Annotated in this window: 20 protein-coding genes and 1 other annotated feature; of the genes, 9 read left to right on the plus strand and 11 right to left on the minus strand. The window is 54.1% G+C overall.

The annotated features are described in order from the left end of the window. From galE to ugd, 3 genes are all read left to right on the plus strand, one after another. Window positions 1–737 (plus strand): UDP-glucose 4-epimerase GalE (galE, locus tag INF61_RS20725; protein WP_193548088.1); only part of this gene is annotated, 737 nt, incomplete at its 5' end. Window positions 738–896: 159 nt separating this feature from the next. Further along, the gene (gndA, locus tag INF61_RS20730) at window positions 897–2,303 is read left to right on the plus strand and encodes an NADP-dependent phosphogluconate dehydrogenase (RefSeq protein WP_193548089.1); all 1,407 of its coding nucleotides are present in this window, start codon (window positions 897–899) and stop codon (window positions 2,301–2,303) included. 253 nt (window positions 2,304–2,556) lie between these two features. Continuing rightward, complete coding sequence (gene ugd, locus INF61_RS20735; RefSeq protein ID WP_003859477.1) at window positions 2,557–3,723, plus strand: UDP-glucose 6-dehydrogenase; 1,167 nt, start codon at window positions 2,557–2,559, stop codon at window positions 3,721–3,723. A gap of 49 nt (window positions 3,724–3,772) precedes the next feature. Here the strand turns inward: ugd and INF61_RS20740 are convergent, their stop codons facing one another. Beyond that, window positions 3,773–4,777 carry an NAD-dependent epimerase gene (locus INF61_RS20740; protein ID WP_032619359.1) on the minus strand — a complete coding sequence of 335 codons (1,005 nt, stop codon included), beginning with the start codon at window positions 4,775–4,777 and terminating at the stop codon, window positions 3,773–3,775. A 193-nt stretch (window positions 4,778–4,970) separates the two neighbouring features. Here INF61_RS20740 and wzzB point away from each other — a divergent pair, with 193 nt between their 5' ends. Beyond that, entirely contained in the window at window positions 4,971–5,951 is a 981-nt protein-coding gene (wzzB, locus tag INF61_RS20745) for an LPS O-antigen chain length determinant protein WzzB (RefSeq protein WP_193548090.1), read from the plus strand. 39 nt (window positions 5,952–5,990) lie between these two features. Here the strand turns inward: wzzB and hisIE are convergent, their stop codons facing one another. The 9 genes from hisIE to hisL all read right to left on the minus strand — a co-directional run bounded on the left by hisIE (window position 5,991) and on the right by hisL (window position 13,208). After that, window positions 5,991–6,602: a bifunctional phosphoribosyl-AMP cyclohydrolase/phosphoribosyl-ATP diphosphatase HisIE gene (hisIE, locus tag INF61_RS20750; protein ID WP_045348858.1), complete on the minus strand. Its 612-nt coding sequence runs from the start codon at window positions 6,600–6,602 to the stop codon at window positions 5,991–5,993. After that, window positions 6,596–7,372 carry an imidazole glycerol phosphate synthase subunit HisF gene (gene hisF, locus INF61_RS20755; RefSeq protein ID WP_003859481.1) on the minus strand — a complete coding sequence of 259 codons (777 nt, stop codon included), beginning with the start codon at window positions 7,370–7,372 and terminating at the stop codon, window positions 6,596–6,598. Before hisF ends, hisIE begins: the two co-directional genes overlap by 7 nt. Next, on the minus strand, window positions 7,354–8,091 hold the full coding sequence (hisA, locus tag INF61_RS20760; RefSeq protein WP_015572395.1) for a 1-(5-phosphoribosyl)-5-[(5-phosphoribosylamino)methylideneamino]imidazole-4-carboxamide isomerase: 738 nt from the start codon (window positions 8,089–8,091) through the stop codon (window positions 7,354–7,356). Before hisA ends, hisF begins: the two co-directional genes overlap by 19 nt. Continuing rightward, entirely contained in the window at window positions 8,091–8,681 is a 591-nt protein-coding gene (gene hisH, locus INF61_RS20765; protein ID WP_015572396.1) for an imidazole glycerol phosphate synthase subunit HisH, read from the minus strand. The genes hisA and hisH overlap by 1 nt, the downstream gene beginning before the upstream one ends. Continuing rightward, complete coding sequence (gene hisB, locus INF61_RS20770) at window positions 8,681–9,748, minus strand: bifunctional histidinol-phosphatase/imidazoleglycerol-phosphate dehydratase HisB (RefSeq protein WP_193548091.1); 1,068 nt, start codon at window positions 9,746–9,748, stop codon at window positions 8,681–8,683. The genes hisH and hisB overlap by 1 nt, the downstream gene beginning before the upstream one ends. After that, the gene (gene hisC / locus INF61_RS20775) at window positions 9,745–10,806 is read right to left on the minus strand and encodes a histidinol-phosphate transaminase (RefSeq protein ID WP_017693107.1); all 1,062 of its coding nucleotides are present in this window, start codon (window positions 10,804–10,806) and stop codon (window positions 9,745–9,747) included. The genes hisB and hisC overlap by 4 nt, the downstream gene beginning before the upstream one ends. Beyond that, entirely contained in the window at window positions 10,803–12,107 is a 1,305-nt protein-coding gene (gene hisD / locus INF61_RS20780; RefSeq protein WP_017693108.1) for a histidinol dehydrogenase, read from the minus strand. Before hisD ends, hisC begins: the two co-directional genes overlap by 4 nt. Window positions 12,108–12,112: 5 nt before the next feature. Next, window positions 12,113–13,012, minus strand: a complete 900-nt coding sequence (gene hisG, locus INF61_RS20785; protein WP_000886595.1) for an ATP phosphoribosyltransferase — start codon at window positions 13,010–13,012, stop codon at window positions 12,113–12,115. 46 nt (window positions 13,013–13,058) lie between these two features. Beyond that, window positions 13,059–13,182 (minus strand) — a sequence feature (His leader region). Next, a complete protein-coding gene (gene hisL, locus INF61_RS20790) occupies window positions 13,158–13,208 on the minus strand; it encodes a his operon leader peptide (RefSeq protein WP_099516347.1) in 51 nt (16 codons plus the stop codon). It overlaps the preceding feature by 25 nt. A 172-nt stretch (window positions 13,209–13,380) precedes the next feature. Between hisL and INF61_RS20795 the strand changes: the two genes are divergently transcribed. The 4 genes from INF61_RS20795 to INF61_RS20810 all read left to right on the plus strand — a co-directional run bounded on the left by INF61_RS20795 (window position 13,381) and on the right by INF61_RS20810 (window position 16,806). After that, entirely contained in the window at window positions 13,381–14,205 is an 825-nt protein-coding gene (locus tag INF61_RS20795) for an SDR family oxidoreductase (RefSeq protein WP_017383300.1), read from the plus strand. Window positions 14,206–14,246: 41 nt separating this feature from the next. Continuing rightward, window positions 14,247–15,176 carry a LysR substrate-binding domain-containing protein gene (locus tag INF61_RS20800; protein WP_193548092.1) on the plus strand — a complete coding sequence of 310 codons (930 nt, stop codon included), beginning with the start codon at window positions 14,247–14,249 and terminating at the stop codon, window positions 15,174–15,176. A 219-nt stretch (window positions 15,177–15,395) separates the two neighbouring features. Continuing rightward, window positions 15,396–15,458: a membrane protein YoeI gene (yoeI, locus tag INF61_RS20805; protein ID WP_099458931.1), complete on the plus strand. Its 63-nt coding sequence runs from the start codon at window positions 15,396–15,398 to the stop codon at window positions 15,456–15,458. Next, a complete protein-coding gene (locus INF61_RS20810; protein ID WP_006811203.1) occupies window positions 15,448–16,806 on the plus strand; it encodes an APC family permease in 1,359 nt (452 codons plus the stop codon). The genes yoeI and INF61_RS20810 overlap by 11 nt, the downstream gene beginning before the upstream one ends. A 121-nt stretch (window positions 16,807–16,927) precedes the next feature. On the opposite strand, the gene sbcB is transcribed toward INF61_RS20810, so the two are convergent. Next, window positions 16,928–18,364, minus strand: coding sequence for an exodeoxyribonuclease I (sbcB, locus tag INF61_RS20815; protein ID WP_369700083.1), 1,437 nt, complete (start codon window positions 18,362–18,364; stop codon window positions 16,928–16,930). A 191-nt stretch (window positions 18,365–18,555) separates the two neighbouring features. On the opposite strand from sbcB, the gene dacD reads away from it, so the two are divergent. Continuing rightward, window positions 18,556–19,728 (plus strand): serine-type D-Ala-D-Ala carboxypeptidase DacD, encoded by a 1,173-nt coding sequence (dacD, locus tag INF61_RS20820; protein ID WP_157843588.1) that lies wholly within the window; start codon window positions 18,556–18,558, stop codon window positions 19,726–19,728. Window positions 19,729–19,771: the final 43 nt, after the last annotated feature.

The raw sequence follows: 19,771 nt of genomic DNA on the forward strand, positions 1-19,771 counted from the left end.
CATTAAAATACTACGATAATAATTTAACTGGTACACTTAATTTATTGTCGACAATGCAGGCTAAGAATGTTAAAAAATTAATATTTAGTTCTTCTGCTACCGTTTATGGTTATCCTGAAAGGATCCCTCTTAGTGAAGACTGCTGCACAGGTGGTACGACCAACCCGTACGGTAGTTCGAAACTATTTTTAGAAAAAATCCTAAAAGATATTACTGTTGCTGATAAAGCATGGAATATTATATCGCTGCGTTATTTTAATCCCGTTGGTGCTCATCCATCTGGGTTGATTGGGGAAGATCCAACTGGAGTACCTAATAATCTCGTTCCATATCTTACTCGTGTTGCGATTGGGAAATTAGAAAAATTATCTATATTTGGTAATGATTATCCAACAAAAGATGGCACTGGAGTTAGAGATTTTATCCATGTTCAGGATCTAGCAACTGGACATACAGCTGCCGTGAATAAAATCCCCTCCTTGGCTGGTTATCATGTATTCAATCTTGGCACAGGTAAACCATATTCAGTCCTTGAACTTATTTCATGTTTTGAGCAAGTAACAAATCTAGAGATTCCTTTTGAATTTGTTGCAAGAAGACCTGGGGATGTTGCAGAGTGTTGGTCTTCACCGAATTTGGCAAATGAAGTTCTTGAATGGACAGCACATCATTCTCTTGCAGAAATGCTTAGAGATTCATGGAATTGGCAGAAAAAAAATCCAGATGGATATCTATAAACTAAAATGTTTAATTTAAACAAAAATCGTTAACACTTTTATTCGAAACTTCTAGACCGCACATATTCAACTATCAACTCAACATTAAGTTGAGTTAACATGAAAGAAACATTCAAGCCGCGCATAAGTCGCGGCGACCACACCTGACAGGAGTATGTAATGTCCAAGCAACAGATCGGCGTTGTCGGTATGGCAGTGATGGGGCGCAACCTGGCGCTCAACATCGAAAGCCGTGGTTATACCGTCTCCGTTTTCAACCGCTCCCGTGATAAGACCGAAGAAGTCATCGCTGAGAATCCAGGCAAGAAACTGGTTCCTTTCTATACGGTTAAAGAGTTCGTTGAGTCTCTGGAAACACCTCGTCGTATCCTGTTAATGGTGAAAGCGGGCGCAGGGACCGATGCCGCTATCGATTCACTGAAACCGTATCTGGATAAAGGCGACATCATTATCGATGGCGGCAACACCTTCTTCCACGACACCATTCGTCGTAACCGTGAACTGTCTGCTGAAGGCTTCAACTTCATTGGTACTGGCGTATCCGGCGGTGAAGAGGGCGCTCTGAAAGGTCCATCCATCATGCCTGGCGGTCAGAAAGAAGCGTACGAACTGGTTGCGCCTATTCTGACTAAAATCGCAGCCGTAGCTGAAGACGGCGAGCCATGCGTGACCTATATCGGTCCTGATGGCGCTGGTCATTACGTGAAAATGGTTCACAACGGCATTGAATACGGCGATATGCAGCTGATTGCTGAAGCCTACTCTCTGCTGAAAGGCGGTCTGAACCTCTCCAACGAGGAGCTCGCAGAGACCTTCACCGAGTGGAACAAAGGCGAGCTGAACAGCTACCTTATCGACATCACCAAAGATATCTTTACCAAGAAAGATGAAGAGGGTAAATACCTGGTTGATGTGATTCTGGATGAAGCCGCTAACAAAGGCACCGGTAAATGGACCAGCCAGAGCTCTCTGGATCTGGGTGAACCGCTGTCCCTGATCACCGAATCTGTATTTGCACGTTATATCTCTTCTCTGAAAGAGCAACGCGTCGCGGCATCTAAAGTGCTGTCTGGTCCACAGGCTAAACCAGCCAGCGACAAAGCTGAGTTCGTTGAGAAAGTCCGTCGCGCGCTGTATCTGGGTAAAATCGTCTCTTACGCGCAGGGCTTCTCTCAGCTGCGCGCGGCATCTGACGAGAATAACTGGGATCTGAACTACGGCGAGATTGCGAAGATCTTCCGTGCCGGCTGTATCATTCGCGCTCAGTTCCTGCAAAAAATCACCGATGCCTATGCTGAAAACGCGGGTATCGCAAACCTTCTGCTGGCACCTTACTTCAAACAAATTGCTGACGAATATCAGCAGGCGCTGCGTGATGTTGTTGCGTACGCGGTGCAGAATGGTATCCCGGTTCCGACCTTCTCCGCTGCGGTGGCATATTACGACAGCTATCGTGCTGCCGTTCTGCCAGCGAACCTGATTCAGGCACAGCGTGACTACTTCGGTGCGCATACCTATAAGCGTACGGATAAAGAAGGTGTGTTCCACACCGAATGGCTGGATTAATCTGATTTAACTCAGTCTGATAGCATGGCCCGGTGAGACTCACCGGGCTTTTTTTATCGCTTTCAGTCCCATGTTGACTTACTTTCTCCAGCCAACCACTTTCATTGCCGCATAAATCACTACGTTTATCCCTTTCTGAAGCAAGGCATTCGCCTTGACAGTCCCTCAACTTAAGAGGTAAAAACCTCAACAGTTGTTTATTGCGGTGGTGTGCTTACGCCTCCAGAAACTCAAACTTGAAGAAGTTAAACGAATGAAAATAACCATCTCCGGAACAGGCTATGTTGGTCTCTCAAACGGTATTCTGATTGCACAAAACCATGAAGTGGTTGCGCTGGATATCGTGCAGGCAAAAGTGGACATGCTTAACCAGAAAAAGTCCCCGATCGTCGATAAAGAGATTGAAGAATACCTCGCGACCAAACCGCTGAACTTCCGCGCTACTACGGACAAAGAAGATGCCTACCGCGATGCAGATTTCGTCATCATTGCCACCCCAACCGACTACGATCCCAAAACCAACTACTTCAATACCTCAACCGTTGAAGCGGTGATTAAAGACGTTACGGCAATCAACCCGAACGCAGTGATGATCATCAAGTCGACAATTCCAGTGGGTTTCACAAAATCGATTAAAGAAGAGTTGGGTATTGATAATGTCTTCTTCTCGCCGGAATTTCTCCGCGAGGGCAGGGCGTTATACGATAACCTGCACCCATCCCGTATCGTGATTGGCGAGCGTTCCGAGCGTGCGGAGCGTTTTGCTGCGTTGCTTCAGGAAGGCGCAATCAAAAAAGATATTCCGGTGCTGTTCACCGATTCCACCGAGGCAGAGGCCATTAAGCTTTTCGCCAATACCTATCTGGCAATGCGTGTGGCTTACTTCAACGAACTTGACAGCTATGCCGAGAGCTTAGGTCTGAACACCCGTCAGATCATTGAGGGCGTGTGTCTTGATCCACGTATCGGTAACCATTACAACAACCCGTCCTTCGGTTACGGTGGCTACTGCCTGCCAAAAGATACCAAGCAGCTGCTGGCAAACTATCAGGCGGTGCCGAACAACCTGATTTCCGCCATTGTGGATGCCAACCGCACGCGTAAAGACTTCATTTCGGATTCCATTCTCGCGCGTCAGCCGAAAGTGGTGGGCGTGTATCGCCTGATCATGAAGAGCGGTTCCGATAACTTCCGCGCTTCTTCCATTCAGGGGATCATGAAGCGTATTAAGGCGAAGGGCGTGCAGGTCATTATTTATGAACCGGCCATGCAGGAAGACGAGTTCTTCCACTCTCGCGTCATTCGCGATCTGGATGCATTCAAGAAAGAAGCGGATGTAATTATCTCCAACCGTATGGCGGAAGAGCTGGCGGACGTGAAAGATAAAGTCTATACCCGCGATTTGTTCGGCAGCGACTGATTAAAATCGTGATATAAAAAAACCCGGCAATCTGCCGGGTTTTTTGTTTTTAAACGTTATAGAAGTTGCGGTACCAGTCGACGAAGTTTTTCACGCCTTCTTTGACTGAGGTTTGTGGTTTAAACCCAATAACGTCATACAGCGCTTTGGTGTCCGCACTGGTCTCCAGCACGTCCCCCGGCTGGATCGGCATCATATTTTTCACCGCTTCTTTGCCCAGCGCCTCTTCAAGCGCGGTGATGTAATCCATCAGTTCGACAGGTGAACTGTTACCGATGTTATACACGCGATACGGGGCAGAACTGGTTGCTGGCGAACCGGTTTCGACCGTCCAGTCGGCATCTGCCTGAGGAATGACGTCCTGTAGGCGAATAATCGCCTCCGCAATATCATCGATATAGGTGAAGTCGCGCTTCATCTTGCCGTAGTTGTATACGTCGATGCTGTTGCCTTCAATCATGGCTTTGGTAAATTTAAACAGCGCCATGTCCGGGCGCCCCCATGGGCCATAGACGGTAAAGAAGCGCAGGCCAGTGGTCGGCAGATTGTACAGATGCGAATAGGTATGCGACATCAACTCATTGGCTTTTTTGGTTGCCGCATACAGTGAAACCGGATGGTCTACGGAGTCGTCAGTAGAAAACGGCATTTTACGGTTGAGGCCGTACACAGAGCTGGATGACGCATACAGGAGATGCTGAACCTTGTTGTGGCGACAGCCTTCCAGCACGTTCAGGTGACCTACCAGGTTTGCATCAGCGTAGGCATGCGGGTTTTCCAGCGAGTAACGCACACCCGCCTGTGCGGCAAGATGGATTACGCGGTCAAATTTCTCATTGGCGAAGAGCGCAGCCATGCCCTCGCGGTCCGCTAAGTCCAGCTTGTGGAAGGTGAAACTCTCGGATTTGAGCAGTTCAAGGCGAGCGAGTTTGAGGTTAGGGTCATAGTAATCATTCAGATTATCAAGCCCAACAACTTCATGCCCTGCATCAAGCAGGCGCTTGCTGACATGAGAACCGATAAAGCCCGCCGCGCCAGTTACCAGAAATTTCATAGTTTCCTCATTTAGTCTGTGTTCTTGTTGAAGCCACTGGGCATCAAAGTTCATCTATGATAACGCGTTGGAATCGACATACATAACCCATCTTTCCGATATAACTCATCGGATTCTTATAGAAAAATCGCCAGCAACGGATACACTAAGGAAACAAGATTATTTTTGCCCTTTTTCATCTGTTAGGGATTGTATGACGCAAAACAACAATAACCTGGTCACACGCAACAATGACCCGGAGCAAATTGATTTACTGGATTTAGTGCTACAGCTGTGGCGTGGTAAGTGGGTAATAGGGGCATTTGTTGCTGCTTTTATCGTTCTCGCCGTTGTCTACATCACTATTGCTAAAGAGAAATGGACGTCATCCGCTATCATAGCCCAGCCAGATGCGGCACAAATCGCTACCTATTCCAATGCGTTGAATATCCTCTATGGTGGGGGAGCACCTTCAACATTAGATATACAAAATCGTGCTATTGGTCGTTTTAATTCTTCTTTTTCAGCATTAGCGCAAGCGCTGGAGAACCAGGAATTTCCCGAGAAATTGACCATTGAGCCTACTGTAAAGGGACAGAGTGTACCTTTAACGGTCAGTTATCAGAGCGATTCGGCTGAAGCAGCACAAAAGCAGTTGGCGCAGTACATCCAGCAGGTCGACGAACAGACGGCCAAAGAACTTACGCTTGACCTCAGAGACAACCTCAAGCAACAGATCACTACCCTGAACGACTCTCTTCTGAACCAGGAGAAAGTGGCTCAGGAACAAAAAGATCTGCGTATCAAGCAAATTTCTGAGGCGCTTAAGAACGCGGAAGCGGCGAAAATTAGCACACCGCAGCTCCAGCAAACGCAGGACGTTACGCAGGAAACCATGTTCCTGCTAGGCACCGTAGCGCTCAAATCAATGGTTGATAATGAGGCGTCCCGTCCGCTGGTCTTCCCAGGCTCTTACTATCAGACCAAAAAGAATTTACTGGATATCGAAAACCTCAACGTTAACCCAGACACGTTACACGTGTATCGTTACGTCATGAAACCGAATTTGCCTATTTATCGTGACAGCCCTAAAAAGGCCATCACTCTCATCCTTGCCGTTCTCCTCGGCGGGATCATTGGTTCTGCTGTCGTCCTCGGCCGTAACGCGCTGAGAAACTACAAACCACGAGCCTGATTTACACACAAAAAAAGACCGGGTTTCCCCGGTCTTTTTTTATTTATGTCGTTTCCGCAAATTCTCAATCACCGTCGTTAAATCCAGCTCCTGATCCTGAAGCAGCACCAGCAGGTGATACATTAAATCCGACGCTTCGTTCGTCAGCTCCTCACGGTCATGCACGGTGGCCGCCAGCGCCGTTTCAACGCCTTCCTCACCCACTTTCTGCGCAATACGCTTGGTGCCGCTGGCGTACAGCTTCGCTGTGTACGAGCTCTCGGGATCCGCTGATTTACGCTCTGCCAGCAGCTGTTCCAGCTGATAGAGGAACAGCCACTGGTGGCTCGCCTCGCCAAAGCAGCTGCTGGTGCCTTTGTGGCAGGTCGGCCCAATCGGGTTGACCAGCACCAGCAGGGTGTCGTTGTCGCAGTCTGGCGTAATGCTGACCACATTCAGGAAGTGACCCGAGGTTTCCCCTTTCGTCCACAGGCGCTGTTTGGTGCGCGAGAAAAACGTCACCTTGCCGCTGTCGATCGTTTTTGTCAGTGCCTCCTGGTTCATGTATCCCAGCATCAGCACTTCGCCTGAAACGGCATGCTGTACAACCACCGGCAGTAATCCGTCAGTTTTTTCCCAGTCCAGCTGCGCCTGTTGTTGCTCTGTTAACATACCCTGATCTCCACGCCCTGGTCGGCCAGGTACGTTTTTAACTCACCAATATTGATAATCTGTTTGTGGAACACGGAAGCGGCCAGCGCGCCGTCTACGTTCGCATCGCGGAAGGCTTCCAGGAAGTGTTCCATGGTGCCCGCGCCGCCGGAGGCAATCAGCGGAACCTGGCACACCGCGCGCACTTTTTTCAGCTGCTCGAGGTCGTAACCGTTGCGTACGCCGTCCTGGTTCATCATGTTCAGCACGATTTCACCTGCACCGCGTTTTTGTACTTCCTGCACCCAGTCCAGCGTCTCCCATTGGGTGACGCGCGTGCGGCTTTCATCGCCGGTGTACTGGTTAACGTGATATTTTCCCGTCGCGGTATCAAACCAGGTGTCGATCCCCACGACAATGCACTGCACGCCAAAGCGGTCCGCCAGACGCGTAATCAGCTCCGGATCTGCAAGCGCAGGGGAGTTAATCGAAATTTTGTCCGCACCGAAAGAGAGAATTTTCGCCGCATCGTCAGCAGATTTAATCCCGCCCGCCACGCAGAAGGGAATATCAATCACCTCTGCCACGCGCGCCACCCAGCTTTTGTCCACCACGCGGCCATCGCTGGAGGCGGTGATATCGTAAAATACCAGTTCGTCTGCGCCTTCTTCGGCATAGCGTTTTGCCAGTGGAACGATGTCGCCAATGATCTCGTGGTTGCGGAACTGCACGCCTTTTACAACCTGACCATCACGCACGTCCAGGCAGGGAATTATCCGTTTTGCCAGCATTGAATCGCCTCCTTCACCGTAAATTTGCCTTCAAGCAGCGCGCGACCCACGATCACGCCACGTACACCGGTTCCGCGCAGAGCGGCGATATCCGCCAGGTCGCCGATACCGCCAGAGGACTGAAACGCCACCTGCGGATAACGCGCGCAAACCTCTTCATACAGCGAGACGTTAGAGCCTGCGAGCGTGCCATCGCGTGAAATATCCGTGCACAGGACGTGCTTCAGCCCTACGGGGAGATACATCCCGACCAGCTCTTCCAGCGTTACGCCGGAGTTTTCCTGCCAGCCGCTGACCGCGACCTGCTTGTTACCCTGCGCGTCAATGCGCACATCCAGCGCCAGCACCAGCGCATCCGCACCGAAGCGGCGGAACCAGCCCTTGACACTCTCAGGATCTTTCACAGCGGTCGAACCGACTACCACGCGCGCCACGCCCGCGTCCAGTAAGGCGGCAACATCGGCTTCCGTACGCACGCCGCCGCCCACCTGCACCGGGACGTCCACGCCAGCCACCAGTGTTTTAAGCAGCGGGATCTGGCGTTTGGCCGGATCTTTCGCGCCGGTCAGATCGACCAGATGCAATACCTCAGCGCCCTCCGCGGCGTAAGCCTGTAACCGCGGCAGTGGATCGTTGCCGTAGTCGCGCTGCTGCCCGTAATCGCCCTGGTGGAGACGAACAACCGTGCCGTCAATTAAATCTAAAGCGGGAATTATCATCACATCTCCAGGAAATTTTTCAGCAGTTGCGCACCGGCGGCGCCGGAGCGTTCCGGGTGAAACTGCACGCCGTAAAAGTTATCTTTCTGCACGGCGGCGGTGAACGCCTCGCCGTAATTGCACTGGGCGATGGTGTAGGCATTCACGGGCATGGCGTAGCTGTGGACGAAATAGAAGTACGCGCCGTCTTCAATACCCTGGAACAGCCTGTTGCCCGCCTTCGGATAAACGCGGTTCCAGCCCATGTGCGGCAGCGGCAGGCCGTGGTCGGTCATTTTCGGCACGTCTTCTTCAATAATGCCCAGCAGATCAACGCCGTTGCTCTCTTCGCTGCGGCGGCCAAGCAGCTGCATGCCGAGGCAAATGCCCAGCACCGGTTGAGTACAGGCTTTGATGAGATCCACCAGCTCGCGCTCATGGATCTGATCCATCGCCGCCTGGGCGGTGCCTACGCCCGGCAGAAAGAGTTTATCCGCACGCAGCACCACGTCAGGGTCGCGGCTCACCACCGGCTCGTAGCCGTGGCGCATAATCGCCGACTGTACAGAGTTCAGATTGGCGCATCCGGTGTCCAGAATCACCACGTTCATTACAGCACTCCTTTCGACGAGGGCAGGGCGTCACCTTCTACGCGGAGCGCCTGGCGCAGGGTACGGCCAAAGGCTTTGAACAGGCTCTCGACGCGGTGGTGATCGTTTTTGCCTTTGGTTTTCAGGTGCAGCGTCAGACCCATAGTGTAAGAAAGCGAGCGGAAGAAGTGTTCCACCATCTCGGTGCTGAGATCGCCCACGCGCTGGTAGGTAAAGTCGGCTTTGTATTCCAGGTGCGGACGCCCGGAGATATCCATCGCGCAGCGCGCCAGGCACTCGTCCATCGGCAGAACAAAGCCGAAGCGGTTGATGCCGCGCTTGTCGCCGAGCGCCAGCTTCAGGGCTTCGCCCAGCGCCAGGCCGGTATCTTCCACGGTGTGGTGATCGTCGATATACAGGTCGCCCTTAACGGTGATCTCCATACGGAAGCCGCCGTGAGTGGCGATTTGATCCAGCATGTGGTCAAAGAAACCGACGCCGGTGTGGATCTTGCTGCCGCCTTCGCGGTCCAGCCAGACCTTCACGTCGATCTGCGTCTCTTTGGTGTTGCGTTCAACGTGGGAATAGCGGTCGCGTCTGGTGAGCTGCTCGCCAATCATTGCCCAGTTTAGCGTGTCGCGGTTATAGCGCAGGCCCGCAATGCCCATGTTGTCCGCCAGCGTGATATCCGTGACGCGATCGCCGATCACATAGCTGTTGGCTTTATCCAGCGCCTCTTCCGCCAGATAACGTTCAACAAGCTTCACTTTTGGCTTGCGGCAGTCGCACTCGTCGGCAGGCATATGCGGGCAGATCAGCACTTCGTCGAAGGCGATGCCCTGCGAGGTCAGCACCTGCATCATCAGGTTGTGCGGGCCGTCAAAGTCTACCTGCGGGAAGCTGTCGGTGCCCAGACCGTCCTGGTTGGTGATCATCACCAGCTTATAGCCTGCTTTCTGAAGCTTCAGCAGCACCGGGATCACATCGGGTTCAAAGGCCAGCTTGTCGAAACGATCGACCTGAAAATCGCTGGGTGGCTCCGAGATGATGGTGCCGTCACGATCGATAAAGAGATACTTCTGACTCATACTTTCTCCGCTTTCAGGGCGTCAATCACGCGCTGGCTCTCTGCACGGGTGCCGACGGTAATACGCAGGCAGCCGCTCAGGGTAGGTTGTTTATTCTGGTCTCGTAAGATAATGCCCTGATCCCACAACGATTTAAATATCGCGCTTGAGGCGGTGAAGCGCACCAGGATGTAGTTGGTTTCCGAGTCGAACACCTGCTCCACGCACGGAATCGTTTTCAGGGCATCGACAAGATACTGACGCTCTTCCAGGATCTGCGCCACACGCTCGCGCATCGCGCTGATGCCCTGCGGGGCCAGCGCCTGTGCCGCAATATCGGCAACCGGCGTTGAGAGCGGATACGGGGCAATCACTTTCAGCAGCAGGTCGATAACCGCTTTATTCGCCAGCGTAAATCCACAGCGAAGGCCGGCGAGGGCGAAGGCTTTGGAAAGGGTACGCAGCACAACGAGATGCGGATACTCTTCAAGCCAGCCTGCCAGCGTCGCCTGCGGGCAGAACTCAATATAGGCTTCATCAGCGACGACCAGCGCCTTGCCGCGCGTCATCTCCAGCAGGGTGCGGATATCCTGCGGATGAATAATCTGCCCGGTGGGGTTGTTCGGGCTACAGACAAACACCACCTTCACGCCGTCGAGGTTATCGGCGATGCCCTGCAAATCCAGCTGCCAGTTGTCGAGCGCCTGCACGTTGCGGCAGGCCACGCCAAAGGTTTCGGCGCTCACGCTGTACATCCCGTAGGTGGGCTGGCAGTACATCACCGCGTCTTTACCCGGCTCACAGAAGGCGCGGATCAGCAGCTCAATCCCTTCATCAGCCCCACGGCTGACCAGCACCTGCTCAGGCTTCACGCCTGCATACTGCGCATAGTTCTCGATCACCGCTTTCGGCTGACACTCCGGGTAGCGGTTCAGCGTCTGCTGCGAAAGCTCAAAGGCCACCGCCGTGGGATATTCATTGGCATTCAGCCAGACGTCGCCGTTCCCGCCCAGACGACGCGCAGACTGATAGGGCGTCAGGCGACGGACATTTTCGCGGGCTAATTCTTCGATGTTCATGCTTGCTCCTTCAGGGCGGCAACGCGCAGCGTCACGGCATTTTTGTGGGCAGTCAGGCGCTCGGCGGCGGCCAGGGTTTCAATGGTCGACGCCAGCGAGGCAAATCCCTCGCGGGAGAGTTCCTGCACGGTCATGCGCTTCTGGAAATCCGCCAGCCCCAGGCTGGAGCAGGTTGAGGTATAGCCATACGTCGGCAGCACGTGGTTGGTGCCGGAGGCGTAATCCCCGGCGGATTCCGGTGACCAGTCGCCGAGAAACACTGAGCCTGCGCTGGTTATGCTGTCGACCAGTTCGCGCGCGTTGCGGGTCTGAATAATCAGGTGCTCAGGACCGTACTGGTTGGAGATGGCGATGCACTGGTCAAGATCGCGGGCCACAATCAGGCGGCTGGCGGATAGCGCCTGACGCGCCGTTTCCGCCCGCGGCAGGTCAGCCAGCTGACGCTCAACGGCGTCGCCCACGCGTTTTGCCATGTCGGCATCTGGCGTCAGTAAAATCACCTGCGAGTCAGGGCCGTGCTCGGCCTGCGAGAGCAGGTCAGAGGCCACGAAATCCGGTGTAGCGCCGCTGTCGGCAATCACCAGCACCTCAGACGGACCGGCAGGCATATCAATCGCCGCGCCGTCCAGACGCTGGCTGACCTGGCGTTTCGCCTCGGTCACGTAGGCATTGCCCGGGCCAAAGATTTTGTCGACCTTCGGAATGGATCCCGTCCCGAACGCCAGGGCGGAAATCGCCTGCGCACCGCCCACTTTATAGATCGCCTGCACGCCGCACAGCTTCGCCGCGTACAGGATCTCGTCGGCGATCGGTGGCGGAGAGCAGAGCACCACCTTCTGACAACCGGCAATACGTGCCGGGGTGGCCAGCATCAGGACGGTCGAAAACAGCGGGGCAGAGCCGCCAGGAATATAGAGGCCGACGGACGCCACCGGGCGTGTCACCTGCTGGCAGCGTACGCCGGGCAGGGTTTCCACATCCACCGCCTGCAATTTCTGCGCGGTGTGGAAGGTATCAATATTTTTCACCGCGACGGCCATCGCCTGTTTGATGTCATCACCCAGACGATTGCTGGCATCAATGATTTCCTGCTCGGTAACCTGTAACGCGTCGACCTCAGTTTTATCAAACTTCGCGCTGTACTCGCGCAGCGCGTCGTCCCCGCGGGCTTTGACGTTATCGAGGATCTCCGCCACAGTGCGGGTGATGCTCTCCGAGGCGGAAATTGCCGGGCGCATCAGCAGCTCGCGCTGTTGCGCGTCGCTACAGGTATTCCAGTCGATGATTGTGTTAAAGCTCATGGTCGTTACTCCATCATCTTCTCAATTGGCAGCACCAGAATGGAGCTTGCGCCCAGCGCCTTCAGTTTTTCCATGGTTTCCCAGAACAGGGTTTCGCTGCTGACCATGTGCATCGCCACGCGCTGCTGGTCGCCCGCCAGCGGCAGAATGGTTGGGCGCTCAGCGCCCGGCAGCAGGGCAATCACTTCGTCCAGGCGCTCGGTCGGCGCATGCATCATGATGTATTTGGATTCACGCGCCTGAATCACGCCCTGAATGCGGGTCAGCAGCTTGTCGATGAGCTGCTGTTTGGCGTCGGCCATCTCGCCGTCGCGCTGAATCAGGCAGGCTTTGGAGCGGTAGATCACCTCCACTTCGCGCAGGCCGTTCGCTTCGAGCGTGGCGCCGGTGGAGACGAGGTCACAGATGGCATCGGCCAGGCCCGCACGTGGCGCCACTTCAACGGAGCCGTTCAGCAGACAGGATTTAAACTGCACGCCTTTTTGATCGAGGTAACGCTTCAGCAGGTGAGGGTAAGAGGTGGCGATACGTTTGCCGTTCAGCGCGGCCGGGCCGTCCCAGGCTTCATCGACCGGCGTAGCCAGCGACAGGCGGCAGCCGCCAAAGTCCAGACGACGCAGGGTAAAGTAGCGCGGATCTTCGCCCTGCGCGCGGCGGGTTAATAACTCTTCTTCCAGTACGTTTTCGCCGATGATGCCGAGATCAACGACGCCATCCATCACCAGGCCCGGGATATCGTCATCACGTACGCGCAGAATGTCGATCGGCATATTTTCAGCCAGGGCGATCAGGCGCTGGGTGTGCAGGTTGATTTTAATCCCGCAGCGGGCCAGCAGTTCGCGTGAATCGTCGCTTAAACGGCCTGATTTTTGAATAGCTATGCGTAAACGTGAGTTATCTAACATTCTGTGTTCCTCGTTAACCTGTTTTAACCTGTCTGAATGCGGTCCAAAAAAAAAGCCCCCGGAAGAAGATCTTCCGGGGGCTTTTTCATGCGTTCATGCACCACTGGAAGATCCAAACGTCTTCCAGCACACATCGCCTGAAAGACTAGTCAGGATGATGGTGATGATGGTGGTTTTTAAAAGGAACGCGTGTCATATAAATTCTCGTTGAATGCTTATGCATTTGATGTCTTTTAACCTAAACCAGTTGTACGCCATAAAGCAAGGGCTTTTTTTGATCATTAATTCATTTCATATTGATGGTATGAATTGTGCGTTCCACCAGGCTGGCGTAGCCTTATAACAGGCATCGTTAAGCGGAGAATGTAATGAAAAAGGTCGCGATTGTCGGGTTAGGATGGTTAGGAATGCCACTGGCGATGTCATTAGCCGCGAAAGGCTGGCAGGTGACAGGGAGTAAGACCACCCGAGATGGGGTTGAAGCGGCACGCATGTGCGGCATTGATGGTGTCGAGCTGCGTCTCGAACCCGAGCTTATCTGCGATACCGACGAGCTGGATGAACTGATGAATGTGGACGCGCTGGTCATTACCTTACCGGCGCGGCGCAGCGGCCCGGGTGAGTCTTTTTACTTGCAGGCGGTGCAGGAGATCGTCGACAGCGCCCTGGCGCACCATATCCCGCGTATCATTTTCACCAGCTCCACCTCCGTCTATGGCGATATCGATGGTACGGCGAAAGAAAACACCGAGCGCCGTCCGGTGACCGCCAGCGGCCGGGTACTGAAAGAGCTGGAAGACTGGCTGCACAATCTGCCTGGCACGCAGGTGGATATCTTACGCCTGGCCGGACTGGTGGGGCCGGGGCGTCATCCGGGGCGCTTCTTTGCCGGTAAATCCGCGCCGGATGGCCAGCACGGGGTTAATCTTGTGCATCTTGAGGATGTTATCGGCGCAATAGAACTGCTTTTGCAGGCTCCGAAAGGGGGGCACATCTATAATATATGTGCGCCCTCGCATCCGCCGCGCAGTACCTTTTATCCGCTGATGGCGCGCCAGCTGGGTCTGGCGCCGCCGGTATTCAGCGAGGCGCAGGGGGAACGCAAAGGCAAAATTATTGATGGCAATCGTATTTGCCATGAACTGGGATTTGAATATCAGTATCCCGATCCGCTGGTTATGCCCATGGAATAATTGCGCCGGCGGAGACAATCGCACACCGCAAGGGGGCGAAGATGAAACCGCTGCTGGATGTTCTTGTTATTCTGGATGCGCTGGAAAAAGAGGGGAGCTTTGCCGCCGCCTCGGCGAAGCTCTATAAAACCCCTTCGGCTCTGAGCTACACCGTGCAAAAGCTCGAGAGCGATCTGAATATCCAAATCCTTGACCGCACCGGGCATCGCGCGCGTTTCACCCGTACAGGGCAGATGCTGCTGGAAAAAGGGCGTGACGTGCTGCATACGGTTCGCGAGCTGGAAAAACAGGCCGTCAAACTTCACCAGGGCTGGGAAAATGAGCTGGTGATTGGGGTTGATGATACTTTCCCTTTCTCCCTGCTTACCCCGCTTATTGAGGCGTTCTATCAGCGCCACAGCGTCACCCGGCTGGTTTTTATCAATGGCGTGCTGGGCGGTTCCTGGGAGGCCCTGACGCAGGGCAGGGCGGATATCATCGTTGGGGCGCTGCATGAGCCTCCCCAGTTGAGCGAATTTGGTTTTGCGCGGCTCGGCGTTCTGGAGCAGGTTTTTGCCGTTGCGCCTCATCACCCGCTGGCGAATGAACCGGAGCCTGTTACCCGACGCGTCATTAAAAACTATCGCGCCATTGTGGTTGGAGACAGTTCTCGCCCCGAGTGCGGCATTTCATCGCAGCTGCTGGATGAGCAGGAGGCCATCACCGTTTTTGATTTTAAAACCAAGCTGGAGCTGCAAATAAGCGGCCTGGGGTGCGGTTACCTTCCCCGTTATTTAGCGCAGCGGTTTATTGACAGCGGAGCGCTGGTAGAAAAACAGGTTTTAGCGCAAAGCAGTAACGAATCGGTATGGGTGGGCTGGAATGAACAGACCGCCGGGTTTGCCAGCGCCTGGTGGCGAGACGAAATTTTAGCAAATAGTGCTATCGCCACAGTTTACGCTCAGGCAGATGATGGGAAATCAATCAGTTAGTAAAATTAATTTATGGGCAGGTTTCTCAATGTATTGCCTTTTGTATCTGGAATAGGGCAAAATGCCGCCGCTGCAAACAAATGAATAATCGACGATATAAAAGGCGTCGGTTATTTTTTTTTGCATGTACGAAACGAAACTAAAAACCAAGAGGCCGGGCTTCGTACCGGATAGATATTTACTAAAATCCGACAGTTGTTGTCGCTGAGGAAGAAAGAAATGGGGCAATTTTTCGCTTACGTGGCGGTTATCACCGTAAAGGAGAATAACTATGTCGCATAACGCAACTCCAAACACCTCTCGCGTGGAATTACGTAAAACGCTTACGTTGATTCCGGTTGTTATGATGGGCCTTGCCTATATGCAACCGATGACGCTGTTCGATACATTCGGTATCGTATCAGGCCTTACTGACGGTCACGTTGCAACGGCGTACGCCTTTGCGCTGGTCGCCATCCTCTTTACAGCGCTGAGCTACGGTAAACTGGTTCGCCGTTTCCCGTCCGCAGGCTCTGCGTACACCTATGCTCAGAAGTCCATTAGCCCGGCGGTTGGCTTTATGGTGGGCTGGTCATCACTGCTGGACTACCTGTTCATGCCGATGATCAACATTCTGCTGGCAAAAATTTACTTCGAAGCGCTGGTGCCTTCCGTGCCGTCGTGGATCTTCGTTGTGGCGCTGGTGGCCTTTATGACCATCTCTAATCTGCGCAGCATCAAGACCGTGGCTAACTTCAACACCCTGATTGTGATCCTTCAGATGGGGATTGTTGCGGTTATCGTTGGGCTGATCATCTACGGCGTTTCCCACGGTGAAGGCGCAGGTACGCTGACCAGCACCCGTCCGTTCTGGTCTGAAGGCGCGCACGTTGTGCCGATGATCACCGGTGCAACTATCCTGTGCTTCTCGTTCCTGGGCTTCGACGGTATCTCTTCTCTGTCTGAAGAGACCAAAGACGCTGAGCGCGTGATCCCGAAAGCGATTTTCCTGACCGCGCTGATTGGCGGCCTGATCTTCATCGGTGCGTCTTACTTCTTACAGCTGTACTTCCCGGATATCTCTCGCTTTAAAGATCCGGATGCATCACAGCCTGAAATTATGCTGTACGTGGCGGGTAAAACTTTCCAGTGGGGCGTGCTGATCTTCTCCAGCGTCACCGTACTGGCTTCCGGTATGGCTGCGCACGCGGGCGTCTCTCGTCTGATGTACGTGATGGGCCGTGACGGTGTGTTCCCAACCCGCTTCTTCGGTTACGTGCATCCTAAATGGCGTACCCCGGCGTGGAACGTGCTGCTGGTGGGCGCTATTGCCCTGCTGGCGATTAAATTCGACCTGGTAACGGCCACGGCGCTGATTAACTTTGGTGCGCTGGTGGCGTTCACCTTCGTTAACCTCTCCGTGATTTCGCAGTTCTGGATCCGTGAGAAGCGCAACAAGACGCTGAAGGACCACATCAACTATCTGGTGCTGCCAGTGTGTGGTGCCCTGACGGTGGGCGCCCTGTGGATCAACCTGGAAGAGAGCTCAATGGTTCTGGGTCTGATCTGGGGTGCAATCGGTCTGATTTACCTGGCTTGCGTGACCAGAAGCTTCCGCAACCCGGTTCCTCAGTACGAAGACGTCGCGTAAGACTGTGTCGGGTGACGGCTATGCTCAACCCGACCTACAGTTTCGTAGGCCGGGTAAGCGTTAGCGCCACCCGGCAAAAAAAAGCCGGAGACATCGCCTCCGGCTTTTTTGTACCCGCTACTCAGACAATTTCTTGCGCATACTGGAACAGCGCTTTCAGCAGCGCCTGCTTCTCAGCATTCCCTTCATACTGACCGTAAAGCATCTCCAGCTCCTGGGCGTAGCTATTAAGAAACTCCGGCGTAAACACGTTGCGCCGATGCTGTAACCAGCGTTCCTGCTCTGCTTCATCCAGCGTGCCGGGATAGTTGCGCGCGCGATAATTAAACATCAGCTTCTCAATGCGCTTATCTGCGAAGGTGATATCCAGCGCGGGCAGGTTACGCGGGTCGGTTTGCAGCACGATATTCATCGCCGCGCGATCGGCGTCGCTGAAGAAGCCGTTATAAAGCTGCGCATCCACATTCTCAGACGGCACGAACGGCTCTGCTTCGGCAAAAATGGCGACGACTTTCTCGCGCACATGCGGGTTGTCGCGCAGCACTTTCAGGTTATCGAGGCAGTGCTGACGGTTAATCCCCAGCCGGTCGGCGTCTTCCGGGCGCAGCGTGTTGGCCTGCGCCAGCACCGGGCACTTATTGATGTGCACCAGTTTTACCGGTACGGCTGGCAGGTCACCCAGCGCCTCTTTCGGCGTATAGAGCCGTTCACGTAAGGTGTCGCTGTCGAGCTCAAGCAGCGGGGAGATATCTCCGGCGAGATCCACCATGATGACGGCGTTACGGTTGTCCGGATGCCAGGCAAGCGGCGCCACCCAGCTTGTATTCCCGCGCCACGCACCGAACATCCCTGAAATATGCACCAGCGGTTTCATCTGCGGCACGTCAATTAGCGTCATCAGCTTTTGCTTGCTGCGATGGCTCAACAGATACTCAAACAGGCGCGGCTGCGCGGTTTTTACAAGTTTCGCCATAGCGATGGTCGCGTAAACGTCTGCCATCGCGTCGTGGGCGTTGCTGTGCTCAATGCCGTTGGCCCGCGTCAGGTGCTCGAGCCTGAAGCTCGGCAAGCCGTCGTCGTTCTCCGGCCAGTTAATCCCCTCCGGGCGCAGCGCATAGCAGGCGCGCATGATATCCAGCAAATCCCAGCGTGAATTACGGTTCTGCCAGCTCCAGGCATACGGATCGTAGAAGTTGCGATAGAAGATATTGCGCGTCACTTCATCGTCAAAACGGATGTTGTTGTAACCCACCACGCAGGTATTGGGCACCGTGAACAGGTCGTGGATGCGACGGGCAAATTCTGCTTCGCTAACGCCTTTATCCCGCGCTTCCTGAGGCGTGATGCCCGTCACCATTACCGCGCCCGGCTGCGGCAGATAGTCATCGGCGGGCTTACAGTAAAACACCTCGGGTTCGCCGATGACGTTAAATTCGTCATCGGTACGGATAGCCGCAAACTGCGCCGGTCGGTCCAGCGCCGGATGGGTGCCAAAGGTTTCGTAATCGTGGAACAAAAAAGTCGGGCGCGCGGCAGAGTCAGACACCAGTAATCTCATCCTGTTAAAAATTGACGTCTCTATGGTAAACGATTGGGGTGAGCAGTCCGAATAAAAAGCACCGTCAGGCAAGAAATTTGCGAGATTTGTTCCGAAAAAATCTGCGTGCTGTCACATTTTTTTGCAATTAAGGCAGGTAACGACATCAGAACTCCCGTAAAAAGGTCATCGATTTTTACTGACCTGAGGATATACCGTTGAAACGCCGTCTGTTTATTGCTGTTTCTTTACTCGCTTCGAGTATTTCATCCGCGCTGGCTGCCGAGCCGCTGGATTTTTCACCTCAGCCGCCTGCCATCCAGGCTGGCTCCTGGGTATTGATGGATTACACCACGGGTCAAATCTTAACGGCGGGCAACGAACATCAGCAGCGTAATCCGGCGAGCCTGACCAAACTGATGACGGGGTACGTTGTCGATCGTGCCATTGATAGCCACCGCATCACCCCCGATGACATTGTGACGGTCGGACGTGACGCCTGGGCAAAAGGCAATCCGGTCTTTGACGGTTCGTCGCTGATGTTTCTGAAGGAGGGCGATCGGGTTTCCGTGCGCGATCTCAGCCGCGGCCTGATTGTTGATTCCGGCAATGACGCCTGCGTGGCGCTGGCGGATCACGTGGCGGGCGGTCAGCCGCAGTTCGTCAGGATGATGAATGACTACGTTGAAAAGCTGAACCTGCGCGATACCCACTTCGAAACCGTACACGGGCTGGATGCACCGGGTCAGCACAGCTCCGCTTACGATCTCGCCGTGCTTTCCCGGGCCATCATTCACGGCGAGCCTGAGTTCTATCACATGTACAGCGAAAAGAGCCTGACCTGGAACGGCATCACCCAGCAGAACCGCAACGGCCTGCTGTGGGATAAGACCATGAACGTGGATGGTCTGAAAACGGGTCACACCTCGGGCGCGGGCTTTAACCTGATTGCCTCCGCGGTGGACGGTCAGCGTCGACTGATTGCGGTGGTGATGGGGGCAGACAGCCCGAAAGGACGTGAAGATCAGGCGCGCAAGCTGCTGCACTGGGGACAGCAAAATTTTGATACGGTGCAGATCCTGCATAACGGTAAAAAAGTGGGAACCGAGCGCATCTGGTACGGCGATAAAGAGCAGATCGCGCTGGGCACGGATCAGGACTTCTGGCTGGCATTACCCAAATCGGAAGTGCCAAACATCAAGGCGAAATACGTGATGGATAAAAAAGAGCTGGAAGCGCCGATCGCCGCGCATCAGCGGGTAGGGGAGATCCAGCTGTACGATCGTGACAAGGTGGTAGCGCACTGGCCATTGGTTACGCTGGAAAGCGTTGAAAAGGGCGGCCTTTTCTCCCGCCTCGGCGATTATCTGCATCATAAACTCTGACCTTTTTGGGCAGACTGGCAGTGTTGCGAGTCTGCTCACATAA

This window comes from Enterobacter cloacae complex sp. P18RS (assembly GCF_014982105.1).
Classification (GTDB): Bacteria; Pseudomonadota; Gammaproteobacteria; order Enterobacterales; family Enterobacteriaceae; genus Enterobacter; species Enterobacter hormaechei_C.